The 12800-nt window shown below is 40.0% G+C and carries 9 protein-coding genes; 4 read left to right on the forward strand and 5 right to left on the reverse strand.

Annotated features, from left to right (window positions below):
• Positions 1–56: 56 nt before the first annotated feature.
• The 4 genes from RMX89_RS30670 to RMX89_RS30685 all read right to left on the reverse strand — a co-directional run bounded on the left by RMX89_RS30670 (position 57) and on the right by RMX89_RS30685 (position 4113).
• Entirely contained in the window at positions 57–1688 is a 1632-nt protein-coding gene (locus RMX89_RS30670) for a hypothetical protein (RefSeq protein WP_322691599.1), read from the reverse strand.
• Positions 1685–2470, reverse strand: a complete 786-nt coding sequence (locus RMX89_RS30675; RefSeq protein WP_322691600.1) for a hypothetical protein — start codon at positions 2468–2470, stop codon at positions 1685–1687. The genes RMX89_RS30670 and RMX89_RS30675 overlap by 4 nt, the downstream gene beginning before the upstream one ends.
• Before the next feature lie 269 nt (positions 2471–2739).
• Positions 2740–3165, reverse strand: a complete 426-nt coding sequence (locus tag RMX89_RS30680; protein ID WP_322691601.1) for a hypothetical protein — start codon at positions 3163–3165, stop codon at positions 2740–2742.
• A gap of 501 nt (positions 3166–3666) precedes the next feature.
• A complete protein-coding gene (locus RMX89_RS30685) occupies positions 3667–4113 on the reverse strand; it encodes a hypothetical protein (RefSeq protein ID WP_322691602.1) in 447 nt (148 codons plus the stop codon).
• Between the two features lie 168 nt (positions 4114–4281).
• Here RMX89_RS30685 and RMX89_RS30690 point away from each other — a divergent pair, with 168 nt between their 5' ends.
• From RMX89_RS30690 to zwf, 3 genes are all read left to right on the forward strand, one after another.
• Entirely contained in the window at positions 4282–5448 is a 1167-nt protein-coding gene (locus RMX89_RS30690) for a sigma-70 family RNA polymerase sigma factor (protein WP_322691603.1), read from the forward strand.
• Between the two features lie 214 nt (positions 5449–5662).
• Complete coding sequence (locus tag RMX89_RS30695) at positions 5663–6829, forward strand: DUF1822 family protein (RefSeq protein ID WP_322691604.1); 1167 nt, start codon at positions 5663–5665, stop codon at positions 6827–6829.
• Positions 6830–6902: 73 nt separating this feature from the next.
• Positions 6903–8285: a glucose-6-phosphate dehydrogenase gene (gene zwf / locus RMX89_RS30700; protein WP_322691605.1), complete on the forward strand. Its 1383-nt coding sequence runs from the start codon at positions 6903–6905 to the stop codon at positions 8283–8285.
• 517 nt (positions 8286–8802) lie between these two features.
• Here zwf and RMX89_RS30705 read toward each other — a convergent pair.
• Positions 8803–9585: an alpha/beta hydrolase gene (locus tag RMX89_RS30705; protein WP_322691606.1), complete on the reverse strand. Its 783-nt coding sequence runs from the start codon at positions 9583–9585 to the stop codon at positions 8803–8805.
• A 447-nt stretch (positions 9586–10032) separates the two neighbouring features.
• Here RMX89_RS30705 and RMX89_RS30710 point away from each other — a divergent pair, with 447 nt between their 5' ends.
• Positions 10033–12552 carry a molybdopterin-dependent oxidoreductase gene (locus tag RMX89_RS30710; protein WP_322691607.1) on the forward strand — a complete coding sequence of 840 codons (2520 nt, stop codon included), beginning with the start codon at positions 10033–10035 and terminating at the stop codon, positions 12550–12552.
• The last annotated feature ends 248 nt before the right edge of the window (positions 12553–12800 follow it).

The raw sequence follows: 12800 nt of genomic DNA on the forward strand, positions 1-12800 counted from the left end.
CAGTCCCAAGCCGATAAATTTTCTATACGAACACTTGTCAGAGGTTGAGAGATGTATTACCAGTAGAGTAACCATTGACCATCGCAAAACAATCCATGACCTTGTAGAGTTATTCTTTCATCGTCAGGATAAATACAAGTAGTTGGTGCAATTTGATGAAGTGTGTGCCCACTGTGCAAGACAATTTCACCAACTTTGTAATCATGAAAAGTTTTGGTTCTAAATCGTTTAAGAATTTCTACATTGCTTGCGATCGCTTGACTATAATCATTTATATAGTTGAAATCCCAAACATTCAACCCACCCCCACTTTTCGGCAGTTTAATTGGTAAAGTAAAGGATATTGTGTTTATAGTATCGATACCTTCATCCCATTTGAGGTTTCGGTACTGCAAATCGAAGTGTGTGGTAGCATTTGGTTTAGTGATAAGATTAGAATCTTGCCAAATATGAAAACCGGGCAGCGCTGCACCTGGTTTATACACTACAGGGTTTATAAGCGTCTGCTCTAAATATTCTTTGATTAACTTATAAAGCCAACCTAAGTGTAGTTCTAGAAGTAGATTGTATTCATGAGCTATAGTATAATAATCTCTAGAAAAATTAGGTTCATTTAAGAAATCTAAGTAACTAGCCGTACCTAAAGTATAAAAAAACTTTGGAGAGTTTCCTCGTTTTATCCATAATTCTCTTAAACTATGAATTACAGAACAAATATCGTTACACTGTTCAAATGTCACAATTTGTTCTGAGAAAATTTCATTACTCGAATCTGTATACCAACTAATACTATTTCCTGCAATATCTTCTGTAAGCAAAGCTAATAGCGAGTCGGTTATTTTTCCATCTGCCCGAATATCATATCCATCGTATCCCGGCATTGGATTAACTTCTAAACACCAGTATTCTAGAGAGTTAGTAACTTTAAAATCCCAACCTGCAAACTTTAACCCCAATGCAGCAGTTGCATTAATAATTTTTTGATGTAAAGCTTCTGGTAACTCCCACTCGATATACTCAGCTTCTTCATGAAAATGGCGATAGTCTACTTGTGGACATTTTATTAATTCTGCGTGAACTCTATCACCCACTACATGCGCCCGCACATCAGCACCCTTTATATATCTTTGCAAATGAACTGGGCCAGCGTCTGGGTGGAAATCGAGAAACTCCTCTGATTTTACCAGTCTACTATCGGCACGAACACCCGATGTTGTCTTAACAATTGTTAATCCAGCGTTAGCAAACTCAGCTAGAACTTCTGGATTGGAACTAGTAACGCTATCAGCAACTTGAAAACCTAAAGATTTTAGATGAAATTCATGAAGCGGTTTTGAGAAATTATTTGCACCAGCACCAGGACGATTAATTACATTACCGGGAATATGTTCTAGCCAACAGCAAAGTGCAGCAAGAAGACTTTTCCATCGCATCGCATCTTGTACATCTGATTGTACGGTTGAAAGGTCAATCAAGCGACAATAATAAGAAGCATGAGGATTTAATAGATACTTTTGACTAGAACAACTTATCCAGCTTTGATTATCATCGGGTAACGCTAGCCGCCAATCTCCATTTTGAATCACTTCGCGTAAATTAATTACTTGAACTTCAACACCACGAGATTCAGCATAGTTAACAAAATGACAAAAAGTGCGATCTGAATCAAGACCAATTGCATAAATCATGAGAAAATAGTCTCCAAAAGTGCGGGAGCAAAATCTGACCAAACAAACTGTATTTCTTCCAGCGATGGATAAGGGTTAATCCGAGCAATATTAGCACTCTCTAGGTTGCTATCAATACTCCAAGTTACAGTGCCAAATACCAAATCTAAATTTCTCAGTAGCGAAATACTTTTTTCTTCTAGCTGCAAATGTTCTAGAGATGTATTGGTGCAACGCCATGCTTTATCTTCTAAAACAACAACAATTTCATATTCAAGGTTAACCGAAACCCAACTTGCGCGAAATGGCCCCACCCCTTCAGGGATTTCTGGATATGCAGCAGTATTATAAGTAGTTAAATCTTGGAGATACCATTGTTTATCGAGTAATGCTTGCGGTGATGGTGGAACTTGCGAAGAGAATATTTCTAGATTGCTAGTATAACCAACTTTTAATTTAGTCAAGTTAGAAGAATATGATAAATTACCCCAAAGACTATTTGCAGTTGGACGATTAATTACTGGTGATTTAGATAATGTCATCGCTGCCCATAAAGTAGCAAGACACTCATCATACATAAAAGAATCATCAAAACTAGTACGAATCGGCATCTGTGGCGGAATTCGTAAAATAACTGGGATTTCTGGTGTAATAGATAATTTTTCATAAGTAACACTGATAGAAAACATTCTTGCAGCATTGCAAACATCTAAAATTTCACTTGTATAACCTTTTTCTCTAACTAATTCGTTAACTGCTTGACAAAAAATGTCATCATTTGAACCAATAATTAATAAATCCATAATATTTAGTCCATCATTTTTCTCATCGTAGGCTTAGATTCCCAGGGCTATTTCGTTCTAGACATAAACCGCCCAGAACTAAAGTTCCGGGCTAATAGCCCAACTCCACTAAAGTGGACTAAAAGCCTTTATTAGTCGTCTTTAGACGAATGAGTGCTATTAGCTTCAGAATTTATTCTGAGGCGGGCTAGATGAGAATGAAATAGCCCTGCTTAGATTCTCGACTTGTTCAAAAAGTCGGGAATCTGTTTTTTCACAATCTCTATTCTTTAGAAGATTGGCTTGTTAACTTTAATTAAAGTTTGAGGACGCAGATTTTGTAGTACAGGAACTTTCAGTTGATCTGCTGGTAAAATAACTGGATTAGCTCTATCTAGAAGACCACCACCACAATTACCACTTTCGCAAGTCTCTTTACTATCCTTACCTTTATCGCTAGAATCTTTGCCTTTATCACTCGATTCTTTTGTTTTACCACCGTCAGTTTCTAAGATACTATTCAACGGTCGTTGGTTCAAATTATGAAGAGTATCGCGACGGGCAGCATTGGTAATAAAAGGCTTATTGGATACGCTACCATGAGAATTTACTTGTGGGATAGATTCAGCTTTAGCTACAGTACTAAGAATTGAACTAGCTATTGCTAAACCCATTACTAATGCTAAACCTGTAGAAGTTGAACTTGTAATTTTCATTCTGATTATCCTTTAATTTTGTTTCTTGTTTGTGTTGTTATGACCGGATTTGTGAAGGTTGTACGGCTACTTAAGTTTTCAGTTTTCACCTTACACTTAGTCAATAGGTTTGCTTTGATATTTTTATGCAGTCTTGGCAAAACTTTTGAGAATTATTTTTTGACAGGACTTACGCAAAATAATGGAAAAACGAACCGCAAAGGACACGTTTGCCCTTGGCGTTACCGAAGGGTAGGAATGAGAGTTTCAGAGAGTTATTGCGTAAGTCTTATTTGAGAATAATTCAATGAAGAAAAATAGAAAAACCTCGCAAATACGAGGTTTAATGCTGGGATAAATTTTACATTTTGTAGCAGTTTTCAAGTACAAAGCTATGGGTTTTGAGGCAAGAACTATAAACTCTTTCTATCTTCTTTTCAGTCTTGCTTTGTGTATCTCAGTTACTTGCAAACTTCTCTAGTGTTGTTAGAGTAATAATTAATGCTGATTTTTAGCGATCATTTATCTCACTCTTGTTTGCTTTTGAAAGTATTCACGAGAATAGTAATTCTGCCTGCCGCTATTATCTAAAAACTGCGTATAGCCTTGCAACAGTAATTCTTGACGAGCAGATCCTAAGGTGAGTAAGGAATTTGCGAACCCTTTATTATAGTTGGCTGTTGCATATTTATGATTAGTATCTTGGACATTAATACCATAGGTAACTAATGGTGCAGTTCCCCAATCACAATCACTAGGATGACATTTGCCAAACACCTGAATATTTAATTTATTGCTACCACCTGAGGTAATTACTAAACGAGTAATATTAGAAGTATTGGCATCTTTATTTACCCAAGTACCAATAAAGTCAGCAGGTACAGCTAAAGCAGGATTGATTAAAGCAGTAGTTAAGATGCTACTAGCAGCAATAAAACTCAAAGAACGTTTCAATATTTTAGACTCCATTATTCGTAATTGTTTTTGTAACTTATTGATAAGTAGACACGATTAGCAGTTGGCTAAGTATAAAATATTTCATTAAAGTTGAAATATAATCCTCACACCTTGTAGTAAAGTTTGTGTAGGCGTCCTTTAACGCTTTCAGTCTTTCTATAGGTTGGGTGACAATTTTTTATGCATCCTCGACAAAGCATCATTGAAATTTTTTCAACTTTTGTGCAATTTGACGCCGATCGCTTCAGTAGTTGGGCGACGGAATCAAAGCTACGTCGCAGTATGCAAAGTTGTCTCAACCGCACGCCTCAAGAAAATTCGGAGCATTTTTGGGTTTTGTACTGGTATAAATTTTGGCTTATCTCTGAAACGAAGCTACTGGCTAAACAGCATCTGGCAGCTTACTTGCAAGAACCCTGTTATTGGGCATCCCAAAAAACAGTTAACAGTTTTGCGAGTACTCAGTACAAGCTATCAGACTGTTTTCAGATTGCGATCGCTCAAGTTGATAAAGTCCTCAAAGGGTTTAATCCAGATGGAGGCTTTATTTTAAAAAACTACGCTACTGCTCTCTTTAGCAGTGCTATTCGGGAAAATTTACGCCAAAATCGTGAAATTGATATTTGTACCGATTGGGGATTATTACGAAAAATTACTAAAAAGTTTTTGGTGGAGTCTTTACAAAATGCAGGTTTGTTGCTAGAAGATATTAACGATTACGTCCTCGCTTGGAACTGTTTCAAAAGTATATATATCCCCACACAAAAAGGTACTTCTCGCCAAATATCTCAACCAGACAACGAGATTTGGGAGGCGATCGCGAAAGCTTATAATTCACAAAGTGGTCAGCAAGTCAATTCCCAAACCTTAGAAAAGTGGCTTTTAACTACTGCTAAAGCCGCACGCCGCTATCGTTATTTTCCGGTTGACTCTCTCAATATTCCTAAAGGGGGCGATGATTCGTGGGAGTGGCTTGATAATATTCCCGGAACACAACAAGAATCTCTGATTAATGAAATTCTTGCTGCTGAAGAAGAACAAACAAGAAATTTCCAACAAACTGAGATTAACAAAGTTTTAGTGGCTGCGATCGCTCAACTCGAACCGCAAGTACAAGAAATTTTACAACTTTATTATGCTGAAGAATTAACTCAAGACAAAATTGCCAAACAATTACAAACACAGCAATATACTGTCTCACGGCGACTAAAAAAAGCCCAAGAAACTTTGTTACGCTTTTTAGCTAATTGGAGTAAAGATAGTTTGCATATTTCCGTTACTTCAGACCTACTGCATAGTATAAACACACTAATGGAGGAATGGTTGAAAAATTACTATGGTGGATAACTGGGGAGTGGGGACAAGGAGAGTTAAAATCTCGTTCATCCACCTGAAAACCTCGTTAATCTAACTACTTACAACATTTCATTAATTCGTAGTGAATTCTCTGCGCCCCTTTGCGTTTACCTTTGCGAACCTTTGCGTTTAAATTTCAACCCTCAATTCGCAACGATTTTACGCAAAGCTGAACTTAGAATCTCAACCCCAATCCCCAATCCCTATGACTACTGTATTTACTTTCATCAACCCAACAGATATGGTTTTGGAAATCCCTACAACTACCCAAAACCAAGCGGATTTAAATAATCAAGCTTTTTCTAATGCTAGTTCTCGCTATCAAGCTTATATTAATCAACTTTGCCTGGATGCTATCTTGTTATGGTTGCAAGAAGACTGGACACCACAGACAAAAGTTTGGCCAACTACCACTGCTTTACCCAGTTTTTGGGAACTGGTTAATGGAATTGCACTCACCGTTGAGGCAACAAGATTAGTCTTGATACCAAGCGAGGCAATTGATTTGAGTGAATTGCGAGTACCTCAAGAATGGGTGGATATTCCTAGTTGGGTAGGTGATTATTATTTAGCTGTGCAAGTCGAGCCAGATGAAGGCTACGTCAGGATTTGGGGTTATTGCAACCATGAAAAACTGAAAACTCAAGGTAGTTATGATGCCAGCGATCGCACTTATTCCCTAGATGGTACTGATATAATCAACGACATCAGCGTTTTAGCTCTGGCGCGTCAATTATGTCCAGAAGAACCCACCCGTAGCCCTATTGAAGAGATTCCCAGCTTATCGCCACAACAGGCAGAAAATTTAATTGCCCGTCTGGGAAACCCGGAAATACTTACACCCCGGCAAGAAATCCCTTTTCAACTGTGGGGTGGATTAATTCAACATGGCGGTTGGCGACAAAATTTATATCAACGACGCTTAGGATTACCAGAACAATGGTCAGTTATCCAATGGTTGCAAAGCGGTATTTCTCAAGTTGCTGAGGCTGTCGGTTGGGGAAGCTTTGATTTACAACTTAGTGCTGCTGGGGCGCGGGGTGTGGAAGACATACAAGCAAATACTATTCTCTCTCGTCGGTTGGCGATCGCAGGTCAAATTTACGAACTTTTGATTATATCACAAGGTGAGCCAGATGCAACTATTTGGCGTTTTGAATTACGTAACGCTGCGATCGGTGCAGCTATTCCCGGTGGTTTCAAACTCCGATTACTTACCGAAGATTTACAGCCTTTTCCCAATAATGAAGATGTAGCCACAACGGCTGTAGAACAACTCTACGTAGAAGTTGCCTTAGAAGCAGGAGAAAGCATAGTCTGGGAAATAGAACCTTTTCCCGACAATTATAATTGGGAAATACTCAAGTTTTAAAAAGAATTTAGGCGTTGCATATTTGCGGGATGATTTTGTTGGTTTTGTGAGATAGGCAATAAAGAGGTTAGTCATGGGAACTCCTGATTCAGACGCACTGGTATTTTTTGGGGCAACAGGTGACTTAGCCTACAAGAAAATCTTCCCTAGCCTTCAGGCAATGGTACGACGGGGCAATCTCAATGTCCCAGTGATTGGGGTTGCCGGACGATCTTGGACGACGGATCAACTTAGGGAAAGGGCACGTGATAGCTTAGAACATAATGGTGGTATAGATCGAGACGCATTTGAGAAACTTTCTGGTCTACTCCAGTACGTTGCTGGTGACTACAACAAACCAGAAACTTACGAAAAATTACGTCAAGCCCTTGGTGATGCTACTCATCCCCTCTACTATTTGGCAATTCCACCAAGCTTGTTTGCACAAGTAGTGTCAGGATTGGGCGAATCAGGCTGTGCTAAAAATGCGCGGGTGGTAATTGAAAAACCATTTGGACGGGATTTGAAATCAGCACGCGAGTTAAATCAAATTCTGGCATCAGTTTTTCCCGAATCATCCATCTATCGCATTGACCATTACCTGGGCAAAGAACCACTGCTGAATTTACTCTATTTTCGGTTTGCCAACTCTTTTCTCGAACCCATCTGGAATCGCAACTATGTTGAAAGCATCCAGATTGTGATGGCAGAGGACTTTGGCATTCAAGGAAGGGGGCGCTTCTATGAGGAAACTGGCGCAATTCGGGATGTGGTGGAAAACCATATGCTGCAAATATTGGCTTCAGTGTGTATGGATGCTCCCGCCAGTACGGCTGCCGATTCCATCCGGGATGAAAAAGAGCGTATTCTCAAAGCTATAGGGGAAGTCCAACCCGATGAGATTATTCGCGGTCAATTTTGTAATTACCGTAACGAAGAAGGTGTTTCTCCTGACTCCCAAGTAGAAACTTTTGTTGCCGTGCGGTTATTTATTAATACGTGGCGGTGGTCAGGAGTTCCGATCTACATTCGGGCTGGGAAGAAATTGCCTGTCAAAACTACTGAGGTAATGGTCAAGTTCAAGTGTCCACCTTTAGATGTGTTCCAGGAGGGAAGACAAAAAAACGGTAATTATGTTCGTTTTTTACTAGATCCAGAGGTAATTGTGGGATTGGGCGCTCGCACTAAAATCCCTGGAGAAGATATGATCGGCTCTACGAATGAACTCCTAGCCTTTTACGGAGGTGGCGACGAGATGGAACCCTATGAACGTCTATTGGGTGATGCCATACAGGGCGATCCTACCTTGTTTGTACGAGAAGATACCGTAGAAGAGGAATGGCGGATTGTCCAGCCAATTCTCGATAACGTCACACCCATTTATCAGTATGAGCCAAATACATGGGGCCCACCTGAGTCAGATCGACTGCTCTTGCCAACGGATCAATGGTACAACCCATTAGCTAGAGATGATTAATTAAAAAAAGTCAATATAGCTTAGTTTGCCGCCATCGGCAAACTAATCTGAGGAGATGAGTTTTTCGATTAGTTCTATAACAAAAGTATTGCCCATCTCTTCTTTTGAGCGATCGCCAGCCGCAAGCAGGGGCTAAAAATGCTTTTAGAAACCTCAAAGTAAGAAACTTTAGAACTTAGATTTTTACTTGGGTTGCCACAATGGAGTGATATCAAGGTTTCCAGCAGATATGGCATTTTTAACCCTGGTAAACTCACTCCCGGTTTTTCCTCGACCCCAATCGACCGACATAATCCAACTTTAAATCAATTTTTTCCAGCAATTTTTGTGCGATGGCGCTGTTTCGCCCGCCTGATTGCGATCGCACTAAGGGTATAACTTGACCAAAACAAATGATTATCTCTACTAGTACAGGTCGGCGTAAAAAAAAACAGACTATTTTAAATCACTGAGAAGCCTATACAAGAAGCTTTTTGACTTTTGAATGAGTGATTTGGGCCTTGCGGTACTAGCTACATTAATATTTCTCAATTTGACAAATAAAATCCAGTATGAGTGAGGTAAATTTTTCAGGATACCAAAGTCCCCATTCGTGACAACCTTCTTCTACAGTCATTAACTTAGTGTTGGGTATAATGGCCGCCATTTCTTGAGCGTTACTTAATGGCGTAGTTAGGTCTTTCTCTGACCATAATAATAAACAAGGCGCTAGGACTTTTGGTAGTAAATAGCTGATGTCTTCGTACAAAGAAATTAGTAATCCTTGAATAACATTTCCGGTATTAAATAACAAGTTATAGCAGAAAACCAAAGGAATATCAATTAATTTCAACCTCCGTCTTGGTAAAAACAGTTGAAAGGTCATTTCGATCGCTCTTCGCAGGATTATCTTCGGTATTGATAGCGTAGGAATTCCTGTACTATCTACCAAAATTACACTAGTAACTTTTTCTGGAACAATTGCAGATAAGGTAATAGCAATACCTCCGCCAAATGATTGCCCAACTACATGAAAATGTTCTAACTCTAAAACTTCCAAGAACGAAAGGAGAAATTTGCTATAGCTAACGTAATCAGGAATTAGCCCAGAGTAACTCGATCTCGCAAAACTAGGCAAGTCAGGAGCAATTATGGTATGATGCTGTGCTAGTAGTGTCAGCACTTCTTGATAAGGCTGGGTAGAGATTCCCCATCCGTGCAGAAATAGAATTGGGATTGAACTCGACTCCAACTTACTTTGCTGATAAAAAATAGTGCAATCCTGTAATTCGACCTGATGATTAGTTAATTGGGATTTCAAAACAACAACCTCACTCACTATAACCTGATAAATTACTTCTACTGTTATATAACAGTAACAAGTCCACAGGTTTGACGAAACTTTCTCAAGGATTATATATAGTGGTTCTCAGTTAAGTGAAATTCGGCTTCATGTAACTATTGCTATATCGTACTATTAACTGACGGAGCATTAGTATTTGACCCAACTTTAACCACCAAGGACGATTAGGTAATTAGGGGAAAAAGTAGCAGAAAACAAAGGATTACATATCTTAAGCTGGTCAAGTAAGTAATCGCACAGAATTATTTACACATGAGTTTCTAATCTGGATAAGAGTTTCATGGCTTAACTTTGTGTAATTAATTTTGTTTAGCTACTTATGTAGTAATCTATTAGAACGCAGTTAAATTGCGCGCCTATTTGTGAAATGCTGTAATAAGCGCGATATGTAGGGAGAGGATCTCCATGACATCAAAGGGTAGGAAAAAGACCTCACGGCGTGGTTTTCTTCAAGGGGTGGCTATTAGTACAGCTGCTGTTGGTGGAGCAGAGTTACTCAAAAAAGAAGTAGCTGATGCAGCAAGTGTTGAGCAAGAACAGGCAATCCCTCTTCAAAGTACTGAATTTGATTTTACTCAGAAATCGGCTGCTCTACAGCCAGACAAGATTGTAAATAGTGCTTGTCAATTCTGCAATTCCCTGTGCCGTTTGAAAGTTCATCTCAAAAACGGGCGGATTATAGATGTCTTAGGTGAACCAAATGACCCAGTACAAGCAGGTGGCTTTTGTATTAAGGGGCCAATGATGACCCAGCTAGTCTACAATCGCTTTCGCTTGAAAAGCCCAATGAAGCGGGTTGGTGGAGACAAAGGTGACAGCAATTCTCAATTTGAGCCAATTTCTTGGAATGAAGCTCTCTCAATTATTGCTAGCAAGTTTTTGGCACTTAGGGATGCAGGCGAAGCTAGAGCGATCGCAAATAAAACCTCTGGGAGATTACCACGGGGAACGGGTTCTTTGGTTGAGCGCTACTTTAGTCTGCTGGGTAGTCCTAATAATACTGATGTTGGGCCTGTATGCAACGATGCAGGTGGCAATGCTTTGGCATGGACATTTGGGTTAGGCAATTTTACAAACGGCTACGGAATAGATGATGCGACGAAAAAAGAAGACTTGGGAAGTGCAAAATTGTTTCTGTTTTTAGGTACGAATCAAGCAGAAACACATCCTGTAACCTTTGCCTATCTTCTTAGAAGCCGTGCTAAGACTAAAGCCAAGTTAGTAGTGATTGACCCCCGCTTGACTCCTACAGGAGCGCAAGCTGATGAGTGGATTGCACCGAAACCACATACAGACTTGGCTTTGGTTTTGGCAATGCTCTATCACATAGTGACTAACAACTTATACGATGCTGCCTTTGTAAAACGGTGGGTACTGGGTTTTGATGAACTCAAAAAGCACCTAATAAGCTTCAGCTACACACCAGAGTGGGCTTCAATTGTCACGGATGTTCCAGCATCAAAAATTAGACTTCTAGCTGAAGCTTATGCCAAAACTAAGCCTGCTGCTATTTTCTGCAATGCTGGGATTTCTCATCAACTAGGAGCTTTTGACACTTACCGTTGTTTAACATTTCTGGCTGCAATTACAGGCAATATTGGAATTAATGGTGGTGGTTGCAATTTCATGCATAACACTTGGCCAGGGAGCTTGAATTTACCAGCGATTATTGGTAAAACACCTAATAAAGATATCGCCTTGCCAGTTGGGCCAGATTATTTTGCCCAATCGATTATTTCAGGCAAACCTTATCAGCTTAAAGCGATCGTTACTCAAGGCAATCCCCTGCTGGCTTGTTCTGACACAGTTAAAGTACAACAGGCTTATCGGCAATTAGAATTTTATGTTTACACTGGATTGTTCATGGAAGAGTCAGCGTACTATGCTGATATTATCTTGCCGGTAACTAGTGGTTTTGAAATGGAAACCGTTTATATGCGGCGGGACGATCGAGCAATCCGTTGGCAAGAACAAGTGGTTGCTCCAGTAGGGGAGTCGAAACCAGATTGGCATATTTGGATTGATTTAGCACACGCCACAGCTAAATTAGACAAACGCAATCCGCCTGAATACTGGAGGGATAACTTTCCTTCTTCTTGGAAAGACTATGGTAATTTATGGGCAACTTTTCTAAGGAATACCCCAGGAATGGGGGGCATGACTCAACAAAGACTATCCCAAAGAAAAGAACCTTTGCGCTGGCCTTGCCCAACAGTGAATCATCCTGGTGTCAGTACACTTTACTTGGATCATCCCTCTTGGTATGAAGCCGCAGAAGCCCTTAATCCTAATAATATTGGTAAGCGATTTCTGACTCCTAGTGGCAAAGTAGAAATTTACACTCCACAATTGCAAACTCGGTTAGCTGAGGCTGGGCACTCTGCTCTGCCTAGCTTTTATACCCATCCAGAGGTAACAGGTAAGCATCCTACTATTGAGTATGCATCTGAGTTGGTCAAAAATCCCGTAAATCCGCAGGCTTTGACTCAAAAGGTCAAATTGGGGAAAATATCTTCTGGTGAGGTACACAAGCAGTACCCACTCATGGGAATGACTGGCAGACCAAGTGTAGTTCATTTCCACTCTGTTACCCACTGGACTTATACAGGCAAGCAAATGAATGGTGTTCGCCTGGTACAAATTCACCCAAAAACCGCACAAACTGCTGGGATTGAAAATGGTGATGAGATTATTGTTGAAAGCCCCAGAGGAGCAATCAAAGGTACAGCACTACTTTGGCAAGGAATTCGAGAAGACACTATTTTTGTCCCTAATTGGTTCGGCTCCCAACAGAAGATGGCTGAGGATTTGACAACTCCATACTATGAAGCTGCTAATGTCTTAATAGACCAAAACTACTATGACAATCTTTCAGGACAGCAAGCTTTTAAATGCTTTGCCTGTCGGCTAAAAAAGGTTACTTAGAAATATCTAGGTGAAATACTTTTCATACTTTTTTAAACATGCTGCCGATCGCTGGGCAGTGGAAGAGACATCAATTTAGAGAAATTCATTGCTGTTGCCGATGAGGATGGAGATAAGCAAGATCGGATTCTTATCCGAATGGCACGCTTGTAAAGCTGAAAGCTCGTCTGGGCAGGGTGTTGGGGGTAGGGGGTAGGGTGTAGGGTGTAGGGTGTAGGGTGTAGGGTGTAGGGTGTAGGGTGTAGGGT

Source organism: Nostoc sp. DedSLP04 (assembly GCF_034530775.1).
Taxonomy (GTDB): Bacteria; Cyanobacteriota; Cyanobacteriia; order Cyanobacteriales; family Nostocaceae; genus Nostoc.

What these genes read in the sequence shown, in the direction of transcription:
- RMX89_RS30710 (WP_322691607.1), top strand. Translation starts at nt 10,033, where the DNA reads ATGACATCAAAGGGTAGGAAAAAGACCTCACGGCGTGGTTTTCTTCAA.
- RMX89_RS30670 (WP_322691599.1), bottom strand. Translation starts at nt 1,688, where the DNA reads ATGATTTATGCAATTGGTCTTGATTCAGATCGCACTTTTTGTCATTTT.
- zwf (WP_322691605.1), top strand. Translation starts at nt 6,903, where the DNA reads ATGGGAACTCCTGATTCAGACGCACTGGTATTTTTTGGGGCAACAGGT.
- RMX89_RS30675 (WP_322691600.1), bottom strand. Translation starts at nt 2,470, where the DNA reads ATGGATTTATTAATTATTGGTTCAAATGATGACATTTTTTGTCAAGCA.
- RMX89_RS30685 (WP_322691602.1), bottom strand. Translation starts at nt 4,113, where the DNA reads ATGGAGTCTAAAATATTGAAACGTTCTTTGAGTTTTATTGCTGCTAGT.
- RMX89_RS30695 (WP_322691604.1), top strand. Translation starts at nt 5,663, where the DNA reads ATGACTACTGTATTTACTTTCATCAACCCAACAGATATGGTTTTGGAA.
- RMX89_RS30690 (WP_322691603.1), top strand. Translation starts at nt 4,282, where the DNA reads ATGCATCCTCGACAAAGCATCATTGAAATTTTTTCAACTTTTGTGCAA.
- RMX89_RS30680 (WP_322691601.1), bottom strand. Translation starts at nt 3,165, where the DNA reads ATGAAAATTACAAGTTCAACTTCTACAGGTTTAGCATTAGTAATGGGT.